The organism is Gottfriedia sp. S16(2024) (genome assembly GCF_050473765.1).
Taxonomy (GTDB): Bacteria; Bacillota; Bacilli; order Bacillales; family Bacillaceae_G; genus Gottfriedia.
The window spans coordinates 4,621,210-4,643,627 of sequence record NZ_JBFLUO010000001.1; the positions used below are offsets into that span (position 1 = coordinate 4,621,210).

Genomic DNA, 22,418 nt, shown 5'->3' on the forward strand with positions numbered 1-22,418 from the left:
AGTTGATCCTTTCAAATGAAAAACTAGCAAATTTGCTCTAATTCGATTAAAAATTGGATAAAAAGCTGCTAATTATCTTTAAAAATAAAGTTCAAATCATATAAAAATCAATGGCACTAATGAGATACCCCTCTCATTAGTAGATTCTATATATTAGTTATGTTTAAAATTAAAAAGAGGGCGCCTATTTGTCAGTTAATCTGACAGATAAGACAGCCCTTTTTTTACTTAATTATTTTGCAACTTCTTCTACAATTGCAATGACCATTTCAGCAGTTTTTACTAACTCTTTGATTGGCATTCTTTCATTTGTAGTGTGGATTTCTTCATAACCGATTGCTAAGTTTACGATTGGGAAACCGTGACCTGCGAATACGTTCGCATCAGATCCTCCACCACTTTGTTGTAATGCAGGAGTACGTCCAATTTTTTCTGCTGCACGTTTTGCAACTTCAACAACGTGGTCTCCTTCACCAAATTTAAATCCTGGGTACATAATTTGTACTTCTACTTCAGCACGTCCACCCATTTCAGTAGCTGCTTCTTCAAAGGCAGCTTTCATTTTAGCTACTTGAGCTTCCATTTTTTCACCGATTAATGAACGAGCTTCAGCTAAAATATTCACTTGATCGCATACGATATTTGTTGCACTACCACCTTCGAAACGTCCGATATTAGCAGTCGTTTCTTCGTCGATTCGACCAAGTGGCATTCTTGCAATTGCTTTAGAAGCAATCGTAATCGCTGAAACGCCTTTTTCAGGTGCAACACCTGCATGTGCAGTTTTACCATAAATTGTAGCAATTACTTTAGCTTGAGTTGGAGCTGCTACGATAATGTTACCTACTTCTTCATCGCTATCTAATGCATATCCAAATTTAGTAGTGATTAATTTTGGATCCATTGCTTTAGCACCATGTAATCCAGATTCTTCACCAACTGAGATAATGAATTGGATTTCACCATGCTCAATATTTTGTTCTTTAATGATTTTCGCAGCTTCTAAAAATGCTGCGATCCCAGCTTTATCATCTGCACCTAGAATTGTAGTTCCATCAGTAACGATGTATCCATCTTTGATTGATGGTTTGATTCCTTTACCTGGAGTTACTGTATCCATATGACAAGAGAAGAAAATACCGTCAACGCCTTCTTTAGTAGCAGGAATTGTAGCAACAATATTTCCAGCACCGTGACCTGTAACACCCATCGTGTCGTCTTCAAAAACATTCATTCCAAGAGCTTCTAATTTTTGTTTTAAAACCTTTGCAATTTCAGCTTCAAACTTAGTTTCAGAGTCTACTTGTACTAATTCTAAAAATTCATCGACTATACGTTGTTCATTAATCATTTCTGTCATGCCTCCAAATTGTATATGTAAAAAAATGTCTACAAAGGTATATTACCATGTTTTTTAGCTGGGCGCTTTTCATTTTTGTTTTTTAATACTTCTAAAGATTGAATAAGCTTTTTTCTAGTCATTCTTGGATCAATAACATCATCAACTAGACCATATTTTGCAGCAACGTAAGGATTAGAAAATTTCTCTTTATATTGATCCATCCATTCAGATCTTAACTCATCTGGACGATTACTTTGAGAGATTTCTTTTCCGTATAAGATATTTACAGCACCTGCAGCACCCATTACAGCGATTTCAGCGTTTGGCCATGCAAATACTAAATCCGCTCCGATCGATTTACTATTTAATGCAACATAAGCTCCACCAAATGCTTTTCTCGTAATGACTGTAACTTTTGGAACTGTTGCCTCAGAGTACGCATATAAAAGCTTAGCACCATGCCTTATTATACCTCCATGCTCCTGTTTTACACCAGGAAAAAACCCCGTCACATCAACAAACGTGATGATTGGTATATTAAAACTATCACAAAAACGAATAAATCTTGCCCCTTTATCAGCTGAATGTAAATCTAGACCTCCAGCCATAAATTTAGGTTGATTACAAACTAGTCCTACTACTTCACCATTTAATCTAGCAAATCCCACAACTAAGTTTTTAGCGAAATATTTTTGAACCTCAAAAAAGGAATCATCATCTACAATCATTTCTACTATTTTTTTAACATCATAAGGTCGACTACTTTCATCAGGTATAAGCTCCATTAAATCATCAAGATCTTTTTCAGTTTTCATTTTAGTAGGTGCTTTTTCTTCCCAGTGAGCCGGTAAATACTCTATTAAATTTCGAACGATTTTAAGAGCTTCTTCTTCCGATTCAGCTTGGAAATGGGCATTCCCACTGATCTCATTATGGACTTTAGCTCCACCTAAATCCTCTGCTGAGATTTTTTCACCTGTTACACTTTCAATTACCTTAGGACCAGTAATAAACATTTGGCTAGTACCATTAACCATTATAACGAAGTCTGTAATTGCTGGAGAATAGACAGCACCACCTGCACAAGGCCCCATAATAACCGAAATTTGTGGTACTACCCCAGAATAAATCGTATTTCGATAAAACACATGTCCATAACCATCTAAAGAAAGGACACCTTCTTGGATTCTCGCACCACCTGAATCATTTAATCCAATAATCGGAGCCTTACACTGTACTGCCATGTCCATTAATTGACTTATTTTTTTCGCATGCATTTCACCTAATGCACCACCGAACACAGTAAAATCTTGTGAAAAGACAAAGACCGTTCGATCGTTAATTTTTCCGTAACCTGTGACCACTCCATCACATGCACCATTTTGTTCATCCATTCCAAAATCTGAACAACGGTGCTGGACGAAACTAAATAACTCAACAAAACTACCTTCATCTAATAGCATGTCTATTCTTTCTCGTGCTGTAAACTTTCCACGTTCATGTTGTTTCTCAATCCGTTCAAATCCTCCGCCTTGCTCTATTTCAGATTTCTTTTCATATAGTTTATATAAATCATCATACTTGCTCATTAAACTCCCCCCTTTTTTGAACAATTTCGATTAATACTCCGAATTGTTTAGGGTGTATAAAGGCAACTTTTGAACCTTCACTCCCATTACGTGGTGAGTGATGGATTAAATTGAATTGTCGTTTTTTTAGTTCTATTAATGATTTTTCGATGTCATCTACTTGAAAAGCAATATGATGCAACCCTTCCCCTTTTTTTTCAATATATTTATGTACAGGATTCGTAGATGAAAGTGGTTGGATTAATTCAATATTAATTTTATTTGTTTTAAAAAACGCGACTTCTACACCTTGGTCATCCACTATTTCACGGTATGAATATGATAAACCTAAATCACCCTCATACTTTTTAATACTCTCGTTTAAATTTTTTACACAGATTGCCATATGATCTATATTTGTGAACATTTTTTTGCCCTCTCCTTCAAATCAATGCTTTTTTTAGAAACATATGAGATTTTTTATGTACTGTAATCTGTTCAAAAGTACATAAGCTATTATTTAAACAATATTCAAGAAAGTGGACAAACATGATTAAAACCGTAGCGATAACAATGCAGATGTAATATTGAAACCTAGAACAACGATCAGATTCTGCTCCTTTAAAGAGGAAAAAAATACCATGATTTAAGCAAAAAACCAAAATTTAAAGTATGCAAAAAAAGTTCGACGGCATTCTTCTCACTTTTCTCTTTTATTACAACAATATGTCTACTTAACAATCGAGAGGTTAAATAGACACGATATAAAAGACTTATTTTTTCAAAAAAAAGTGCAATTAATGCAGTTTTTTGTAGTTTGTAAACTTACTAGATTACATGATACTATTACCACGTTATCACTATTTGTTAACTAGGGAGGAATTTAAGTGAACAAAAAAGTTTTGGCAGTTGGGTTATCTTTAGGTTTAGCAGCAAGTAGTTTTTCAGTAACAAATACATATGCTGCACCAAAAAATGTGTTATCTAGCTACAAGTATAATGAATCTGTAGGATCTCCTGAATTTGTTTCAGGTCAGCTGACAAAGTCATCAACTCAAAGTCCCGAGGGCATTGTACATGGTTATCTCAATGCTAACAAAGATAAATTCAAACTCGATTCAAAATCCTCAGAAGAATCATTCATCATCAAGTCTAGCAATAAAGATATGTTAGGCACCGCTCTTAGACTGCAACAAGTATATAATGGTGTACCCGTTTGGGGTTCTACTCAAACAGCATTAGTTGCAGACGATGGTGTTCTAACAGTTTTCTCTGGTACGGTAGCTCCTAATCTAGATACGAAAAAAGGACTTAAATCTGAAAAGAAAGTAAATGCCAACAAATCAATTAAAATTGCAGAAGCCGATCTTGGTTATACTCCTACATATGAAAAAGACCCTACAGCTGATCTAGTAGTTTATACAAATGGTGATGAAGCTACTTACGCTTACCTTGTAAACTTAAACTTCCTTTCTCCTAAACCTGGTAACTTTAATTATTTCATTGATGCATCAACAGGAAAAATATTAAATAGCTATAATAATTTAGATGAAGCAGATAGTAGTGCCCCTGCTGCAAAACCAGGTGGTACAGCGAGTAGTACGAATACAACTGGAACAGGAGTTGGCGTGCTTGGTGATTCAAAAACACTAAATATGACCTTATCAGGTTCATCTTATTATTTACAAGATAATACTAGAGCCTCAGGTGGTATTTTCACATATGATGCGGCTAACAAAACACGTCTTGCAGGTACACTTTGGACAAGTCCAGATAACCTTCTAAATAGTACTTATGATGCCGCTGCAGTTGATGCACATTATTTTGCTGGATTAACATTTGATTATTATAAAAATGTTTTTGGACGTAATTCCTATGATACTAAAGGCGGTGCACTAAAATCGAGTGTCCATTATGGCCGTAATTACAACAATGCGTTTTGGAACGGTACGCAAATGGTTTATGGCGATGGTGATGGTACAACATTTATTCCATTATCAGGTGGTATTGACGTAGTAGCACATGAGTTAACTCATGCAGTAACAGAAAAGAGCTCAAATTTAACTTATCAGAATGAATCTGGTGCATTAAACGAAGCAATTTCTGATATTTTTGGTACATTAATAGAGTTCTATAATAATAAAAACCCTGATTACGAGATTGGTGAAGATATTTATACGCCAAAAATTGCAGGTGATGCACTTCGTTCGATGAGTGATCCAACTAAATATGGAGATCCAGACAACTATTCAAAACGTTACACTGGAACATCTGACAATGGAGGAGTTCATACAAATAGCGGTATTATTAATAAAGCTGCATATTTAATTGCTAAAGGTGGAACTGCATACGGCGTGACTGTTACAGGAATCGGAAATGATAAACTAGCTCAAATTTTCTATCGTGCAAATACTGTTTACTTAACAGCTTCCTCTACTTTCAGCCAAGCACGTGCAGCATGTGTTAAAGCAGCTTCTGACCTTTACGGTACAAGCTCCGCTGAAGTAACTACAGTAAACAAAGCATTTGATGCGGTTGGAATTAAGTAAAATTCCAAGTAAAAAAAGGATGTCTCGTAAGCTATAAATGCTTATGAGACCTTTTTATTTGAATAAATGTGTGATTTTCGTTGATATATTGCTAATACTGTAAAAATAATCATACTTATGCTAAAATAGGACAACACTTGTATTATTCTTATAATGATTAATAAATAGTAATTCTTTAATATAAGGTGGTAATCACATGAGAAAAAAAACACAAAAAGTAGTCGTTATGATTATGTTAATTTCAATGCTTGCTACTACTTTACTTGCAGGTATCGCTGCTATGTTATAAAAGAAAAAAGAATATGTAAAATGAAGATTCATCATCAAGATCTTGAGATTTTGATGGTGGATCCTCTTTATTATCTGATCGCACCTTGTTCACGAGCTAGTTGTTCAAATGAATTTGTTGATGTTGTGATTAATACTTTCGTTCCATATGGGATTTTATCAAAAAGTTCATTCACATCATTTGTGTACATTCTTACACAACCATTTGATATATATTTACCAATTGTTGAAGGGTCATTATTTCCATGAATACCATAAATCGAACCATCTGTACCTAATGCGTCAAAACCAATCCATCTAGTTCCTAGAGGATTTTTAGGATCGCCTCCTGGAATATTCTTTTTGCGCCAATATGGATTTTTGGCTTTATAAGTAATATTAAAAATACCTTCAGGAGTTAAATCTGCTGTTTTTCCGGTAGCAATTCGATAGATCCTTAGGACTTTACCATCTTCTATATATGCTAAATTATTAACTTCTTTGTTAATGATAATAAATGGTTCGCCTACCCTCGGGTTTTGGCCAAGTGGCCATACTGGACCAATTACTAAAAGTAGTGATAGAACTAGTTTAAGCAAATAAAGCAACTCCTTTTTAATTTCACTTAACGTATTTTCCCTTAAACTTTGATTTCATAATCAAAAAACTTTCCATTTCATTAATGATTGTTAAAACCGCTGCTCTTGTTTCAAAATCATCAGATGTTTGTGGGAGTGGCATTTCACGAAACATATGATAGATTTCTTCTAACTGATGTAAGCATATAACGCCACTTATAATTGGATTGATTGAAAAACTTAAGTCATTAAAAAATTTGGATAAAATATGAGATTGTTCGTTACTCACTTTAATGTCACAAACCGTGTCAATAATACGGTGAATAATTTCAAGTTGCCTCTCTCTTAATAAAAAGTATTCATAATCTTCATCATTCGAAGATTTAAAATAATGATTATCGATTTCTAATTTAGAAATTCTTTTCGCTTCTTGAAGCAATTTTACTGTTTCATCATATTCTTCTAAAAAACACTTATTAGCTGGTTCTTTTAAAAAAATAGAAATCTTCTCAAAAATAAAACAAAATTTAGAATCTATTTGTACTTTATAGTTTTTTATTTGATCATCTAAACTAGGCATATATAAATTGCAAAGTAAAGCTACACCAATTCCTATTACAATTACAGTTATTTCATCTACTATGATCGGAACTGTAATTTTTTTAAGACCATATAGATGTAGCATGATCACCGTACTAGAAATGACTCCTTCTTGAATTTTAAGTTTTACTAAACTTGGAATAAAAAATAAAAGTAATAATCCAATCGCAAAAGGTGTATAACCAAAAATATGAAAGAAAAAAATACAAAAAAGTATGATTAGTAAGCATGCAGAGAACCTTCTTAATGCTGTATCTAATGAACGCTTTTTGGTTGTTTGTATACATAATATTGTTAATGTTCCAGCAGACGCGTAAAAATGAACTCCCACCGATTGTGCAATAAAAATTGCTACCGCACTCCCTAACGCTGTTTTAACAATCCTTGAACCAATTCTATACATAATATCACCTATTATTTATGTTCTACTTTATGAGCTATTTGATTCATTTAATAGCTTAAAGTTAAGAAAAGATAAAAATATGATCAGGATTGATAAAAACAACGTTGCCTAAGCTCCATTAAAGCGTACGTTCAATCTTTACGATAATAGGGCACATTCTCAAATATATCTAATGAAAATTTCATCTCATATTTACGCTTAATAATAAATAGATTGGTAAAAATATCATTATTCTAATAAAAGGTGTGAATTTATGAGTTCAAAATATTGCCATGAGTCACGGTCAGCTTTAACTGTTCGAGTTTTCCCTACTGACTTAAACAATCACCAAACTTTATTTGGTGGAAAAATTCTTGCTGACATGGATATGACTGCTTCAATTACTGCTTCTAAACATTCAAGATTGAAATGTGTTACTGCTTCGATTGACCATGTAGACTTCTTACATCCTGTTACAGAAGAGGATTGTATCTCTTATGAATCCTTTGTCGTAGTTACAGGAACATCATCTATGGTCATTTTCGTAAAAGCGATTGCAGAGAACTTGATTACAGGCAATCGCCGAGTTGCAGCTACTTCATTTTTAACATTTGTTGGAATGAAAGATAATAAAACGGTGCCAGTTCCAACTATCATTCTTGAAACTGAAGAAGAACGAGAACTTGCAGAAATAGCAAAAGCAAGAATCGAAAACCGTAAAAATAATAAATTAATCAGTAAAAACATTGAAACAATTATCTCTACAAAACCTTTAAAATTAAAACAAAGTGATGAGTAAATTAATTTGTTTCCTAAATAAAAAAGAAACTGAGGAATTTTCTTCAGTTTCTTTTTTTCTAATTATGATCAATGCGTAGAAATACCAGATACACCATGGCCGGTATTAGACTTCACAAGAATTTCATCAAATTTAGCTTCATTTTCTTTTTTACTTGAAAGAACTGTGCCTAAATATGCAGCTATGAATCCTAAAGGAATCGATATAATCCCTGGATTCGTTAAATTTATTAATGGATCTCCAACAAAAATGGCTTTTCCTTCAATTGGACTCCAAATATTTGGACTTATTGCTACTAGTATGATGGCAGATATTAATCCCGTTAACATACCAGTAATTGCGCCCGTCGTATTAAAACGTTTCCAATAGATTGTAAAGAGTATGACTGGTAAGTTCGCACTTGCAGCAACAGCAAATGCTAAAGATACTAAAAAGGCAACATTTAATGTTTGTGCAAATATTGCAAGTAAGATTGAGATTAAAGCAACACCAATCGAGGCATATCTAGCCATTGAAACTTGCTCTTTTTCAGTTGCTTTACCTTGTTTTAAAATTTCATTGTAAAAATCATGTGCAAAAGCAGATGCAGCAGTTAGTACAAGCCCTGCTACTACTGCAAGAATAGTTGCAAATGCTACAGCTGAAACAAAAGCAAATAAAAAGTTACCACCTAATACTTCAGCTAAAAGTGGCGCCGCCATATTTCCTGCTGGATTTGCTTTTATAATCTCAGAATTTCCAACAAATGCAGCTGCCCCAAATCCAAGGAAAATCGTCATAATATAAAATGCTCCGATTAACCAAGTTGCATATACGACTGATTTTCGTGCCGTTTTCGCATCACGGACTGTAAAGAAACGGACCAGTATATGAGGTAATCCAGCTGTTCCAAGAACAAGTGCTAAATTAAGTGAAATTGTGTCTAATCCATTTGTGTATTTTACACCTGGATTTAAAAATGAGTCCTTTAGTGGAGTTGCAGTTCTCATTTGGCTAAACATTTCGTTAATGTTGAAATTAAATTTTCCAAATACGATGATTGAAATAACTAATGTTCCAAGCATAAGAAGTATTGCCTTTACAATTTGAACCCAACTAGTAGCCCTCATACCTCCAAATATTACATAAACAGTCATTAATATACCTACTATTAAAACAGCAGTCGTATAATCAATTCCTAGTAATAATTTAATCAGTGCACCAGCACCAACTAGTTGTGCAATCATATAAAAGATTGAAATTGTCATTGTGTTTAACGCGGCTACCCCTCTTACTTTTCTTTGATCAAATCGCGCTGCAATCATATCTGCTAACGTATATTTACCAAGATTTCGTAAAGGCTCAGCTACTAAATATAAAACAACTAAATATGCAACTAAAAATCCGATGCTATAAAAAAATCCATCAAATCCAGTTAAAGCGATCGCACCTGCAATTCCTAAAAAGGATGCCGCTGACATATAGTCTCCTGCAATTGCAAATCCATTTTGCCATCCAGTTAACCCACCGCCGGCTGTATAGAAATCTTTCGCGTCTTTTGTTTTTTTAGAAGCGAAATATGTAATAACTAGCGTTCCAAGTACGATAATTAAAAATAAAGTAAATGCCGTCGTATTCAAATTTCCTCCCCTCCTTTATTTAACTTTTCCAATACTCGATCTGCCATTTTGTCAAAGGATGCAGCTTTCTTACTGTACATCATACATAGTACCCATGTCATAACAAATTGAGCGAATGCAAATATCCAAGCCCATGTGACCTCCCCAATTGCTTTTGTATTCAGTGCTTTAGAATAAGAAGTCATTAAAGGTAATGCAATGTAAAAACAAAAAAAGAATAAAGACATTGGTAGGATAAACTTTCTTTTTGCTTTCAGTAACTGTTTAAACTCATGAGATTTTGCAACTTCCGAGTATTTGCTTTCACTCATACTCGTACTAGAGTTTTGGTCCAATTCCATCATCATACTCCCCTTTCAAGTTTTTATTTCTTGAAAAATTTGAAAATATTATTGCTAAAAATAAATGAAAGAATATTCAGAAACTAAGATAATTGTATTTCATTTAGAAACACTTTAATAAATGTTTTCGATAGACAAGAATTAACAAGTTCTAATTTTTAAATTATTTTTTGTAGAATTAAAACTCAAGATCAACTTGAAATACAAAAAACTTCCGCTGACTTACAAACTGAAAACATAATTAGACAAGTTAAAACCAAATCAAAGAATTTTTTGTCAATAAAAAAATCCCTCTTTTCAACTGAAAAGTAGGGATTCTTCATATTATAAGTGATTAAATGTCTTATAAAACCTTCTCTAAGAATAACTTTGCACGATTTGTTTTAGGTTTTGTAAATAATTCGATTGGCGTTGCATCTTCAACTAGATTTCCTTCGTCCAGGAATAGAATTCGATCTGCAACTTCCTTTGCAAAACCCATTTCATGTGTAACGATGACCATTGTCATACCAGTATGAGCTAATGATTTCATTACTTCAAGTACTTCTTTTACCATCTCTGGATCTAAAGCTGATGTTGGTTCATCAAATAGCATTACTTTAGGTTCCATTGCAAGTGCTCTTGCTATAGCTACACGTTGTTTTTGACCACCTGAAAGTTTAGGAGGATATACGTTTGCTTTTTCAAGAAGACCAACTTTTTCAAGTAGAGCCTTCGCATTTTCTTCTGCTTTAGCCTTACTCATACCTTTTACATTAATCGGAGCATACGTAATATTTTCCAGAACTGTCATATGTGGGAACAAATGAAAATGCTGGAATACCATACCTACTTCTTCACGAATTTTCATTATATTACTTTTAGGATTTGTAATTTCAATATCATCCATCCAAATTTCACCATTTGAAGGAGTTTCTAATAAATTCATACAACGTAAAAATGTAGACTTTCCAGAACCAGATGGGCCAATTACAGCAACAACAGATCCTTGCTCAATTATTGTTGTTATTCCTTTTAATACATGAACATTTCCAAAGCTTTTATTTAAATTAGTAATTCTAATCATTTGTACGCATTCTCCTTTCAACAGATTTACCTAGAAGTGATAAAATCATAATGATAATGTAATAGATTGCAGCTACAAAAATAAGTGGCTCCATAAATGAGTAAGTCTCTCCACCTACTAAGAATGCTCTTCTCATTAAATCAGATGCACCAATTACTGTTACCATTGCTGATTCCTTAGTTAACGTAATAAACTCATTCATCAAAGCTGGTAAAATATTTTTAAATGCTTGAGGTAAAATAATTTTTGACATCATTTTACGATAAGGGATCCCTAAAGCTGATGCAGCTTCTTGTTGACCTTTATCTACTGCTAGTATACCTGCACGGATGATCTCTGATACATAAGCTCCTGAATTCAATCCAAAGGCCAATACGGCTGCTGGAAACTTTTCGATATCGACACCAATTAATTGTGGTAAACCATAATAAATAATCATTAATTGCAAAACCATCGGTGTTCCACGAAAAATTGATGTATAAAAATCTGCTATTACAACTAGCCATTTTGCACGGCTAATTTTCATTAATGCAAGTAATATTGCTAAAACAAGACCTAATAAAATTGAACAAACAACTACTAGAAGTGTTAATTTTAATCCGGCCAATATATATGGAATTGAAGGGACAATTTGAGAAAAATCTAAGTTCATATTGTAGTACTCCTTTACTATTTGTCTTTTAAATTGCCAAGTTTATTCGACAAAGTCTGTTTAGATAAAGAGCACTGGTTTAGAAACCAATGCCCTTTGTTTCATATAATTCATATCCAATGGATTGCTCATATTCAGTTAATGCTTCATCTAAGATTGCTAACCCATCATCGATTTGATTCTTCGTAACTGTTAATGGTGGAATCATTCGAATGACTTCACTGTTGTTACCACAGAAATAGAATAAAACACCTTTTTCCAAAGCCAGATCAAGAATTTTAAATAATCCATCACCGTCTGGTTCTTTTGTAGCGGGATTAATGATTTCAATGCCGATCATTAACCCAATTGAGCGAATGCTTCCAATTACCGGATGCTTTACTTTTAGTGCATTCAGTTTTTCTACAGCGTAAGCTCCAACTTCTTTCGTATTTTCTAAAAGCTTTTCTTCTTTAATAATTTCTAAAACAGCCAGTGCAGCTGAACAAGCTATTGGATTTCCTCCAAATGTTGTTCCATGACTACCTAGTGGCCACTGTTTCATTAGTTCATTTGATGCTACAGTCGCACTTAAAGGAATACCATTTGCAATTCCTTTTGCAATTGCCATAATATCTGGCGTTACATCAAAAGTATGTGCAGCAAACCAATCTCCTGTACGACCAAATCCAGTTTGAACTTCATCAAAAATTAGTAAAATATTATTTTTATCACAGATTTCTCGTATTTTCTTTAACCATGCTTTAGGTGGTACTATATATCCACCTTCACCTAGAACTGGCTCTACAATAACTGCAGCTACTTCTTCTGGTGTTACTTGATGATTAAATAAACGTTTAAAATCTTTTTCTAATTGTTCTACTACATATTGTTCTTCATCATAACCTTCAGGGCATTCTGAAACATTTGCATACGGTATTTGATAAGAGCCTGTTGGTTGTAAAAATTTTCGATACTTACTTTTTGATGTCGTAACGCTTAATGCTCCCATAGAACGGCCATGGAAACAACCAATAAATGAAACAATATATGGACGTTTAGTAGCATGTTTAGCTAGCTTAATAGCACCTTCAATTGCTTCAGTTCCACTATTACCAAAAAAGAAAGTATCTAAGTTACCAGGAAGAATTTCAGCCAACTCATCTGCTAGCTTTAAAATCGATTCGTAAATAATAACACCCGACGGACCATGAGCTAAAGAATCAGCACCATCTTTAATTGCCTGTACTACTTTTGGATGACGATGTCCAACATTTGTAGTAGCAATTCCAGATGTAAAGTCTAAGTACTCCTTACCATCTACACCATAGTAGTAACAGCCTTCTTCCTTTATAACCGGTAAGTTAGGATGATCCTTTGCCATGCTTGGCGCAAGACGTAAAGGCATTTTTTCTAATAAGTGACTCCAATCTCTCTCCATCAATAATTCCTCCCCTGATTACAACAAAACTTATCATTTTTTATATCTTCTGCCATACCCTATAGCTTTATCTTTTAATCTATTAAAAACTTACGTATTACTTCAATTCTCCGAACCATTTTTTAACTAATTTATCAATAGTTCCATCTTCTTTTAATTCTTTAAGTGCTTTATCAAATTTAGGTGTTAATTTACTACCTTTTGGAAGAGCTACTGCTGATCCAGATGTTTCAAAGAAATCTTGCATTAATTCGCCTTGCATTTCAGGTAATTTATTTAAATAGCCACTTGCTACAGATTGTTCGATAACAACAGCATCAAATCTTCCAGCTTTTAATTCTTCTACCATCTCAGGGATTCGGTTACGGTTTTCAACTTTAAATCCAACTTTTTTAGAAACATCAATTGCTTTTGTTTCTTGAATTGAACCAGCTTGTACACCGACTGTTTTTCCTTTTAAATCTTTAACACTTTTAATGTTTGAATCTTTATTTACAACTATTTCATTTTGATCAGTGAAATATGGTTGAGTGAAATCTGCATTTTTCGCACGCTCAGGTGTCTTTTTCATACCTGCCATAATAAAATCTACTTTATCTGCATTCATCGCAGTAATTAATGAATTAAAATCAATGTCTTTTACTTTAATAGTATAACCAGTTTTTTTACCAAGCGCTTTAGCTAAATCAACATCAAACCCGACTATTTTATCCTCTTTAGTGTCAATAAATTCATAAGGCTTATAATCCGCACTTGTTCCTAAGATTAAGGTTTTATCATCTGACTTGTTACAAGCAGATAACATTCCAATTGATAATGCTGATGCAGCTAAAACTCCGACTAATTTTTTCATTAATGCTTCCCCCTAATTTTTTAAAAATTCAAACTTATTATTTATATTATCTTTTTAGTATTCTATTAAACAACCATTTTTTCCGAATGAATAATTATTCCACAAAATGAATTTTAACACATACTAATAAATATGCAACTATATTTTTCAGGTTTTCGACAAAAAAATTAGATACAGCCTAATTTTACAAGGATATTATTCAAAAAATTTTTTCATTAATATTCACTATATTTATATATTTATTCATATAGGTGAATGACAGAGTTGTTATCAAACTTTTCAAACCTTTCAAAAAGTTTTCGACAAATCTCGCATATTACTACATTTTAAATTTCCAAAAACATAAATTCCCCCAAATTTAAGCGTTTTCATGATTATTCATAAAAAAAATACCATTATGGAAATGGTATTTTCATAAAAATGATTACATTATTCATTTATAAATTATTTTATTATACTAAAACTTCCTCTTCTATTACTACATTAACAACCTTATTCTCCTTATAATAAAAGGAATAATGATGATTCCGCTCGTTTTTTAATAGTATAGGAAGAAAATATGGAATACACTCTCCTACTCCTTGATTTTTTTCATCTATTACCCAATCTATTTTTTTCCAATCTAAAATTCCTTCATCTGTTTTTAAAGGCGTATCATATTTTAGGTTATTAGAAACCTCTGCCAGAAATACATACATACCTCCGAAATCCACATCTTCTTCATGCCAGGTCACTTTCCCTTTATAAGTAATATCTTTCAACTCAATATGTATTCCAGTTTCTTCTGCAATCTCTCTTTGCACTGATCTTTCGATTGTTTCCCCATTTTCTATTTTTCCACCAACACCATTCCAAATTCCCATTGTAGGAGCATTTATACGATTTAACATTAATAGTTCATCATTTCGTTTGATAAAGCATAAAGTATATTTCACAAATTCCCACTTACCTTTCAAGCATATTAGTATATTTTATCTCTATTAATTATGGCATAATTTGCTATTTATTTGTTTGTAAAACAACTTTACTAATTTTTTAGAATATTTTAAAATTTAAATAATATATTAGTACTACAAAGGAGAGGTGTGTTGTGGATCAATCAAATATTATCGATTTAAACCAATATAGAAAATCCAAAAAACATAAACTAGAATCTTTCGCTTTTCGAGTAAAATATGACGAAACAGCATATAAGGATGCATTAATGCTATTAATTTTTACATGCTCCTTAGCTGCATTATCTTTCTTTTTTATTTTTTATTTTATTTACAAACTATCCATTAATTAGAACGGTTCATTTCATTTTAGTTTACATAATAATATTATTATGCACAAAAAAAGTACAAAAATTTATGGAATTTCCCCCATAAATTTTTGTACTTTTTTATTTAAATTTCTTCACAAAATTGATCGAAGTAATTTTGAAGTTTTTGAATAACTTGCATTGGATCATGGCCTTCGATTTCATGTCGCTCAACCATCGCAACAAGCTCACCATCTTTTAAAAGTGCAAACGATGGAGAAGATGGTGCTTTACCTGTAAAATATTCACGTGCTCTCGCAGTAGCTTCTTTATCTTGCCCTGCAAACACAGTTACTAATTGGTCTGGTCTTGCATCATAGTGCACTGAATGTGCTGCTGCAGGACGCGCAATACCACCAGCACAACCACATACTGAGTTTACCATTACAAGTGTAGTGCCTTTCTTTTCTAGTGCTTGCTCGACGTCCTCAGGTGTTTTTAACTCTGCATAACCAGCCGCTACGATTTCTTGACGTGCAGTATGGACAACATCATTCATAAAAAAATTAAAATTCATATTCATTTCATCTACTCCTTACATGCTCTTTTTTTCATCTTACCAATTAAGCGGCTATTAATTCAAGCTTTTGAACCTGTTAGTTTTATTATTTCAAATGAATCTTTTTAACGCATTAATTAATCATTCACTAACTCTACGATTACATTCGGCAAATGAGCTAAAGTAGATATGGCGTATTGGTAATCTTCATTTAATTCTTCAACAACTCTTATTACGGTTACGAATGGATTTTTTATGACAAACTGATCAATCTTTTCCACATTTCCTGCAATAAATAAAACTTTTGCATCAATCTTATTTTTTAATCCGACTGAATGTAACGTGGATAATACATTTTTCATTAGTTCTTCTTCTTGCTCACTAGCACCTTCTAATATTATACAGTCCCAACTTAATAACTTAAACTGATCAAAAAGAAGTTCGTCCATATCTCTCCCTCCATATCGTTTGTTTATACAAATATATGAGGAAATGAACGAAAGCATACTTTTTTAGTATCTAATGAAAAAACTCTAATAATTAAGCTTCACCAATACCGAACGCCAATACTAATAAGAAGAAAAAAATAAATGTGACAACATTTAAGACGACGCCAAGAATAATATTTGTAAGTTTTTTTGAGAGGAATGCAAAAATTACCCCTGTTATTGATAAGATTAAAAAGCATAAAAGGAATATGCCTAGTTGTTGAGTGTGATCATGGATAAAAAGAGCTATAACTATACTGATACCAACCATCATTAAAGAAAGCCTACCATATTTATTCAAAATAACTCCCCATCCTCGCTATTTTTATTCTTACTTTAAATGTATCACAATTAGTTACTGGAAATGAATGGAAAAAATATTTATTCTAACAAAAAAAGAACGCTTATTTGCGTTCTTTTAAGAATTAACCGTTAATTTTGTATCCGATTCAACCTTGACTGCATTTCTTTTTTGAAAAAGTCGATTTACAAAATACATCATTGGAAAACTTATAAAAGCGATTGCACTAATAATAACAAAACCACGGCCGCCATTTTCATATCCGAAGTAAGCTAATAAACTTCCACCAAGCGCTGGCCCGAAAACGAAGCCAAGCTTTGAGAATCCCATTGCCCCAAAATAAGTACCCTTTAATTCTTCAGGAGCAAGCTGATCGACAAATACATCTGTAAATGTAAATGCAAATATTTCTCCTACAGTTAACACAATCATTACGATTGCTAATAAGAAAAAGTTAGTAAATAACCCAAATCCAGCAACCGCTAAACTAACAATCACATTTCCAATCATCATAGATACAGTAGGTGAAAAATTCTTCATTCTACTTACAATTGGGAATTGAAGTATTACTACAGTTACTGCATTGATTGTTGTTAAATACGCATACAGTTTAACTCCATTATGAAACTGTGGTGCATTCGCGAAATATTGAGACATTGTTGAAAAGCTTTGTGAATAACCAAGCCCATAAAAACAGATTGTTAGAATTGTTAAAGCAAAGATGATATCCTTACGTAAAATTGAAAACGACGCCTTCATCGTAACTTTGTTAGTTGTTGAAGCAGACTTTCCTTCTCCAATTTTATATTTTGATAACATAAATAATAATGTTAAACCATAAAAAAAGTACACAATTCCAGATAATACAAATGGCAATGTACTTTTAGAGCTTCCTAGATATAAACCAACTAAAGGACCTACTGCAACTCCAACATTAATCGCAGCATAGCGCAAATTAAAGACTAACAGTTTTGATTTTTCGTCGGTTAAATCAGAAAGTAATGCTCTTGAAGAAGGTTCGAAAAATGATGAACAAATATTTAAGATCGAGTTCAGCACGAAAAACCAGACGAAAGAATTTCCTAGTCCAAAACCAACTAATGTAATAGACCATAAGAAAATACTCGATAATAAAATAGTTTTTCTTCCAATACGATCAGAAAGAGTTCCTCCAATAAAACTGAAAAGTACCCCTAAAAAAGATGAAACTGTTAACATGAGCCCAACCATTGCAGGTGAGATATGTTTAACTGAAGTTAAATAAATAGCTAAAAACGGCATACTTACTGTGCTAGCAAACCTAACGAATAAAGTTCCTATAACGATATTCCAAGCAACAGGATGTACGGCAGATAAATTTTTAAACATCTTATCCCCCCCTATTTCTCTAAGATGTCACATATTTGTAAATTATCTTACAAATGTTACAGTTTGTAAAGGTTTTAGTTCAGGGACCTAAAAGTGAACTGGAGGTTGCGTAAAAGACTTAGGAAAGGGGGGAAAGCTTCTAATAAAGCCAATGCTAAAGTTATTTTAGGAAATGGTATTGCATGGAGACATAAGGGGTATAGAGAAGAGGAATGACATCCTATTCCCTATTGATTTTCGTATCACGATAAAGATTGTCTTTTAATATAGCCATGAATCGGTTTTTACTATTATCAATCACTTCGAAGCCGAATTTGCGGTATAAGTTGTGAGCATCTCTTGTACCAAGCATGAATGTTCGTACAGTTGAGAGTTTGTCATAACTCATGATTTGTTCCATTAGCCATTTTGATAAGCCTTGTTTACGATATTCTGGGAGAATAAATACGTCTGCTAAATAGGCAAATGTGACGCCATCTGAAACTACTCTAGCGAAGCCTACTTGTGTTGGTTCATTTTCTCCTGGACTCCCCTTGTAAACACCAAAACAGAAAGATCCTTTGATAAATCGCTCAATGTACTCATAAGGAATTTCATTTGCCCAATATGAATCTTTGTCTAAAAAATGATAAATAACTTCTCTGTTTAATAATTCTTTATTAGTTGATATGTAATAGCCGTTTTGTTCAACTAGCATAATGCCCACCCCTTTTTTAATAAAATACAGAATTTTATAATTATTTAATTTTATCACAGGTCATTACAAAAGGGCATTTTATAAATTCAGGAAAGAGGAAACAAATATATCCTTTTTTTATTACCTTTGCATGGTTGAGGGGTATCTCGGTGGCGTTTTTCATTATGCGTGATTTTATATGTCTATTTTCACTACCTCAGCAACAAATCTATTTTTAAACATAAAAAAAGAGGTTGCCACCTTAAGACAACCTCTTTCGTTTAAGAATTAATATACGTTCGTATTTTCTTTTGTTGTATTTTCTAGGATTTCTTTTACTCTTCCTAAGAATTTACCACAAATGAATCCGTCAAGTACACGGTGATCAAGTGATAAGCACAGGTTAACCATATCACGAACGCCAATCATACCGTTTACTACAGCTGGACGTTTTACGATGCTTTCAATTTGTAAAATTGCAGCTTGTGGGTAGTTAATGATACCCGCGCTTTGAACACTACCAAATGATCCAGTGTTATTTACTGTGAATGTGCCACCTTGCATTTCGTCTGATTTTAATTTACCAGTACGAACTTTTGTAGCTAATTCTGTAATTTCACGTGCAATACCTTTGATTGTTTTCTCATCAGCATTTTTAATTACTGGAACAAATAATGCATCGTCTGTTGCAACAGCGATCGATAAGTTAATATCTTTCTTTTGGATGATTTTATCTCCAGCCCACATTGAATTAATCATTGGGTATTCTTTAAGTGCTTGCGCTACAGCTTTAACAAAGAATGCGAAGAATGTTAAAGAGAAACCTTCTTTTTTCTTGAAAGAATCTTTAAGACTGTTTCTGTAATTTACTAAGTTTGTAACATCTACTTCGATCATCATCCAAGCGTGTGGAGCTTCATGTTTACTACGTAACATATTTGAAGCAATTGCTTTACGTACGCCTGTAACTGGAATTTCAATATCACCAACTGCTGTAGGAATAACAGGTGCTGGTGCTGCAGCAGGTGCTTTAGCTACTTGGGCAGCAGGAGCAGTTTGTGCTACAACTGGTTGAGCAGGAGTTTCAACTGCAACAGGTGCTGGTGCCGCTTGAGGTACACCATTTGCGATTGCATTTAAAACGTCTTTTCGAGTAACTCGACCATTATTTCCTGTACCAGGAATTAATGAAAGATCAAGATTATTTTCTTGTGCTAAACGAAGTACAGCTGGAGAAAAACGTACTTTACCAGACTCATCAGTTTTATCAATAGTTTGAACCGGTGCAGCAGCTACAGGAATTTGTGCTGGTGCTACAGGTGCAGCTTTTTCAGCTGGTTTAGTTTCTTCGATTGTTGTAGCAGCTACTTCACCAGAAGCTCCTTCAACTTCAATCGTACAAATGATTTCACCAACAGCTAAAGTTTCCCCTTCATTTGCGATTAATTCTTTAATTACACCAGAAAATGAAGATGGTACTTCAGCATTAACTTTATCTGTCATAACTTCAGCAAGTGGATCGTATTTATTTACGTGATCCCCTACTTTTACTAACCAAGTACTAATTGTACCTTCTGTTACACTTTCACCTAATTGAGGCATTTTAATATTTTCGATCATCATTATGTCCCCCTTTTTCAAACAGTGCCATTAAAATGCTGCAAGTTCTCTAGCCGCTTTTTCTACTTTGTCTGGATTAACCATGAAGAATTTTTCCATTGTAGGAGAATAAGGCATTGCCGGAACATCAGGGCCAGCAAGGCGAGCGATTGGCGCATCTAATTCAAATAAGCAATTTTCAGCAATAATTGCTGCAACTTCGCTCATTATACTTCCTTCTTTATTATCTTCAGTTACTAATAAAACTTTTCCTGTTTTAGAAGCAGCTTCGATAATAGATTCTTTATCTAATGGATAAATTGTACGTAAGTCTAAAACATGTACAGAAATGCCATCTTGAGCTAATTTTTCTGCAGCTTGAAGTGCAAAGTGTACACATAATCCGTAAGTGATGATTGTGATATCTTCACCTTCACGTTTTACATCAGCTTTACCAATTGGAAGTACGTAATCAGTTTCAGGTACTTCACCTTTAATTAATCGATAAGCACGTTTGTGTTCAAAGAAAATTACTGGGTCATTATCACGAATTGCTGCTTTTAATAATCCTTTAACATCATAAGGAGTAGAAGGCATTACAATTTTTAAACCTGGTTGACCTGCAAATACCTTCTCAACAGATTGAGAGTGATAAAGTGCACCGTGTACACCGCCTCCATAAGGAGCACGAATCGTAATAGGACAAGTCCAGTCATTGTTTGAACGATAACGAATTCTTGATGCCTCAGAAATAATTTGGTTTACTGCAGGCATAATGAAATCAGCAAATTGCATTTCAGCTACTGGTCTAAGTCCGTACATTGCAGCACCAATACCAACACCCGCAATTGCAGATTCTGCAAGTGGTGTATCTAATACACGATCCTCACCAAATTGATCATACAGACCATGAGTCGCTTTAAATACTCCACCTTTTAATCCAACGTCTTCCCCTAATACAAATACCTTTGGATCGCGTTCCATTTCCTCTTTTAACGCTAAAGTTACTGCATCTATATAAGACATTACTGCCATATTGTCCTACCCCCTCTTATTCTTCGTAAACAAACTTCAATGCATGCTCAGGTGCTGCATATGGAGCGTTTTCTGCGTAGTCAGTTGCTTCATCAACAATCGCACGAATTTTTGTATCTAATTCTTTTTCTATTTCTTCTGTTAACACACCAACTTCATGAAGGTATTTAGCAAATGTAAATAAGCAATCTTTGCTTTTTGCTTCTTCTACTTCTTCACGAGAACGGTAAATACGATCGTCATCATCACTAGAGTGTGCAGTTAAACGATAAGATACAGCTTCGATTAATGTTGGACCTTCTCCACGACGAGCACGGTCAACTGCTTCTTTTGTTACACGGTAAACTTCTAATGGATCATTTCCATCAACAGTGAAACCAGGCATTCCGTATCCAATTGCACGATCTGATACTTTTTCACATGCTAATTGCTTTTCAATCGGTACTGAGATAGCATATTTGTTATTTTCACACATGAAAATTACTGGTAACTTATGTACACCAGCAAAGTTTGCGCCTTCATGGAAATCACCTTGGTTAGAAGAACCTTCACCAAATGAAACCCAAGAAACGATATCTTTACCTTCCATTTTTGCAGCTAAAGAAACACCAACAGCGTGAGGTACTTGAGTTGTAACTGGAGATGAACCTGTAACGATACGATTTTTCTTTTGTCCAAAATGACCTGGCATTTGACGTCCACCAGAGTTTGGATCTTCTGCTTTAGCAAAACCAGAAAGCATTAATTCTTTTGCTGTCATTCCGAATTGTAAAACAACACCCATATCACGGTAGTATGGTAATACGTAATCTTTTGTATTATCTAATGCGTAAGCTGATCCAACTTGAGCTGCTTCTTGGCCTTGACAAGAAATAACGAACGGAATTTTACCAGCACGATTTAATAACCACATACGCTCATCAATACGACGCGCCATTAGCATTGTTTCATACATACTAAGAACGTCATCATTTGATAAACCAAGCTGTTCATGACGGTTTGAAGTTGTAACCTTTTCCATAAATATCCCCCTTTTACCACATACGATGTGGAAGCGTTTTAAATCATTATAGTGATGAAATGTAGAGATTTACTCTCTACATTTCATTATTT

24 protein-coding genes are annotated in these 22,418 nt (G+C 33.6%); 4 read left to right on the plus strand and 20 right to left on the minus strand.

Going from position 1 to position 22,418, the window contains the following annotated elements; all coding sequences use genetic code 11:
* Positions 1-232: 232 nt before the first annotated feature.
* The 3 genes from AB1282_RS22255 to mce are packed head-to-tail and all read right to left on the minus strand — an operon-like array spanning position 233 to position 3,337.
* A complete protein-coding gene (locus AB1282_RS22255) occupies positions 233-1,351 on the minus strand; it encodes a M20/M25/M40 family metallo-hydrolase (protein WP_056475280.1) in 1,119 nt (372 codons plus the stop codon).
* A 38-nt stretch (positions 1,352-1,389) separates the two neighbouring features.
* Complete coding sequence (locus AB1282_RS22260; RefSeq protein WP_429900459.1) at positions 1,390-2,931, minus strand: acyl-CoA carboxylase subunit beta; 1,542 nt, start codon at positions 2,929-2,931, stop codon at positions 1,390-1,392.
* Positions 2,918-3,337, minus strand: coding sequence for a methylmalonyl-CoA epimerase (mce, locus tag AB1282_RS22265; RefSeq protein WP_429900461.1), 420 nt, complete (start codon positions 3,335-3,337; stop codon positions 2,918-2,920). The genes AB1282_RS22260 and mce overlap by 14 nt, the downstream gene beginning before the upstream one ends.
* Positions 3,338-3,797: 460 nt before the next feature.
* On the opposite strand from mce, the gene AB1282_RS22270 reads away from it, so the two are divergent.
* Both AB1282_RS22270 and prli42 read left to right on the plus strand, forming a co-directional pair.
* Positions 3,798-5,459: a M4 family metallopeptidase gene (locus AB1282_RS22270; protein ID WP_056475273.1), complete on the plus strand. Its 1,662-nt coding sequence runs from the start codon at positions 3,798-3,800 to the stop codon at positions 5,457-5,459.
* Between the two features lie 196 nt (positions 5,460-5,655).
* Positions 5,656-5,748, plus strand: a complete 93-nt coding sequence (gene prli42, locus AB1282_RS22275; RefSeq protein WP_156339731.1) for a stressosome-associated protein Prli42 — start codon at positions 5,656-5,658, stop codon at positions 5,746-5,748.
* A 70-nt stretch (positions 5,749-5,818) separates the two neighbouring features.
* On the opposite strand, the gene AB1282_RS22280 is transcribed toward prli42, so the two are convergent.
* Together AB1282_RS22280 and AB1282_RS22285 are read right to left on the minus strand one after the other, a co-directional pair.
* Positions 5,819-6,334 carry a L,D-transpeptidase gene (locus AB1282_RS22280; protein WP_056475269.1) on the minus strand — a complete coding sequence of 172 codons (516 nt, stop codon included), beginning with the start codon at positions 6,332-6,334 and terminating at the stop codon, positions 5,819-5,821.
* Positions 6,335-6,347: 13 nt separating this feature from the next.
* Positions 6,348-7,307, minus strand: a complete 960-nt coding sequence (locus tag AB1282_RS22285; RefSeq protein ID WP_429900464.1) for an aromatic acid exporter family protein — start codon at positions 7,305-7,307, stop codon at positions 6,348-6,350.
* A 253-nt stretch (positions 7,308-7,560) separates the two neighbouring features.
* Between AB1282_RS22285 and AB1282_RS22290 the strand changes: the two genes are divergently transcribed.
* A complete protein-coding gene (locus tag AB1282_RS22290) occupies positions 7,561-8,085 on the plus strand; it encodes an acyl-CoA thioesterase (RefSeq protein ID WP_056475263.1) in 525 nt (174 codons plus the stop codon).
* A 68-nt stretch (positions 8,086-8,153) separates the two neighbouring features.
* Here AB1282_RS22290 and AB1282_RS22295 read toward each other — a convergent pair whose 3' ends face one another.
* From AB1282_RS22295 to AB1282_RS22325, 7 genes are all read right to left on the minus strand, one after another.
* Positions 8,154-9,704, minus strand: a complete 1,551-nt coding sequence (locus AB1282_RS22295; RefSeq protein ID WP_429900466.1) for a solute symporter family protein — start codon at positions 9,702-9,704, stop codon at positions 8,154-8,156.
* Positions 9,701-10,045 (minus strand): DUF485 domain-containing protein, encoded by a 345-nt coding sequence (locus tag AB1282_RS22300; RefSeq protein WP_056475258.1) that lies wholly within the window; start codon positions 10,043-10,045, stop codon positions 9,701-9,703. The genes AB1282_RS22295 and AB1282_RS22300 overlap by 4 nt, the downstream gene beginning before the upstream one ends.
* 343 nt (positions 10,046-10,388) lie before the next feature.
* Positions 10,389-11,111, minus strand: coding sequence for an amino acid ABC transporter ATP-binding protein (locus AB1282_RS22305; RefSeq protein ID WP_056475255.1), 723 nt, complete (start codon positions 11,109-11,111; stop codon positions 10,389-10,391).
* The gene (locus AB1282_RS22310) at positions 11,104-11,763 is read right to left on the minus strand and encodes an amino acid ABC transporter permease (protein ID WP_056475253.1); all 660 of its coding nucleotides are present in this window, start codon (positions 11,761-11,763) and stop codon (positions 11,104-11,106) included. Before AB1282_RS22310 ends, AB1282_RS22305 begins: the two co-directional genes overlap by 8 nt.
* Before the next feature lie 79 nt (positions 11,764-11,842).
* Positions 11,843-13,183 carry an aspartate aminotransferase family protein gene (locus AB1282_RS22315; protein ID WP_429900468.1) on the minus strand — a complete coding sequence of 447 codons (1,341 nt, stop codon included), beginning with the start codon at positions 13,181-13,183 and terminating at the stop codon, positions 11,843-11,845.
* A 97-nt stretch (positions 13,184-13,280) separates the two neighbouring features.
* Entirely contained in the window at positions 13,281-14,036 is a 756-nt protein-coding gene (locus AB1282_RS22320) for a transporter substrate-binding domain-containing protein (protein WP_390311320.1), read from the minus strand.
* A gap of 452 nt (positions 14,037-14,488) precedes the next feature.
* Positions 14,489-14,971 (minus strand): NUDIX hydrolase, encoded by a 483-nt coding sequence (locus tag AB1282_RS22325; RefSeq protein ID WP_156339730.1) that lies wholly within the window; start codon positions 14,969-14,971, stop codon positions 14,489-14,491.
* 155 nt (positions 14,972-15,126) lie between these two features.
* Here AB1282_RS22325 and AB1282_RS22330 point away from each other — a divergent pair, with 155 nt between their 5' ends.
* Positions 15,127-15,324: a hypothetical protein gene (locus AB1282_RS22330; protein ID WP_056475245.1), complete on the plus strand. Its 198-nt coding sequence runs from the start codon at positions 15,127-15,129 to the stop codon at positions 15,322-15,324.
* Between the two features lie 100 nt (positions 15,325-15,424).
* Here AB1282_RS22330 and AB1282_RS22335 read toward each other — a convergent pair whose 3' ends face one another.
* The 8 genes from AB1282_RS22335 to AB1282_RS22370 all read right to left on the minus strand — a co-directional run bounded on the left by AB1282_RS22335 (position 15,425) and on the right by AB1282_RS22370 (position 22,326).
* Complete coding sequence (locus AB1282_RS22335) at positions 15,425-15,862, minus strand: BrxA/BrxB family bacilliredoxin (RefSeq protein ID WP_056475242.1); 438 nt, start codon at positions 15,860-15,862, stop codon at positions 15,425-15,427.
* Positions 15,863-15,975: 113 nt separating this feature from the next.
* The gene (locus AB1282_RS22340) at positions 15,976-16,287 is read right to left on the minus strand and encodes a hypothetical protein (RefSeq protein WP_056475239.1); all 312 of its coding nucleotides are present in this window, start codon (positions 16,285-16,287) and stop codon (positions 15,976-15,978) included.
* A gap of 91 nt (positions 16,288-16,378) precedes the next feature.
* Positions 16,379-16,627, minus strand: a complete 249-nt coding sequence (locus tag AB1282_RS22345) for a hypothetical protein (protein ID WP_390311317.1) — start codon at positions 16,625-16,627, stop codon at positions 16,379-16,381.
* A gap of 117 nt (positions 16,628-16,744) precedes the next feature.
* On the minus strand, positions 16,745-17,995 hold the full coding sequence (locus AB1282_RS22350; protein WP_056475233.1) for an MDR family MFS transporter: 1,251 nt from the start codon (positions 17,993-17,995) through the stop codon (positions 16,745-16,747).
* A gap of 220 nt (positions 17,996-18,215) precedes the next feature.
* A complete protein-coding gene (locus tag AB1282_RS22355) occupies positions 18,216-18,692 on the minus strand; it encodes a GNAT family N-acetyltransferase (protein WP_390311316.1) in 477 nt (158 codons plus the stop codon).
* Positions 18,693-18,959: 267 nt separating this feature from the next.
* On the minus strand, positions 18,960-20,294 hold the full coding sequence (locus tag AB1282_RS22360; RefSeq protein ID WP_056475226.1) for a dihydrolipoamide acetyltransferase family protein: 1,335 nt from the start codon (positions 20,292-20,294) through the stop codon (positions 18,960-18,962).
* Between the two features lie 27 nt (positions 20,295-20,321).
* Complete coding sequence (locus tag AB1282_RS22365) at positions 20,322-21,305, minus strand: alpha-ketoacid dehydrogenase subunit beta (RefSeq protein WP_025671106.1); 984 nt, start codon at positions 21,303-21,305, stop codon at positions 20,322-20,324.
* 16 nt (positions 21,306-21,321) lie between these two features.
* Positions 21,322-22,326: a thiamine pyrophosphate-dependent dehydrogenase E1 component subunit alpha gene (locus AB1282_RS22370; RefSeq protein WP_098232832.1), complete on the minus strand. Its 1,005-nt coding sequence runs from the start codon at positions 22,324-22,326 to the stop codon at positions 21,322-21,324.
* Positions 22,327-22,418 lie beyond the last annotated feature (92 nt).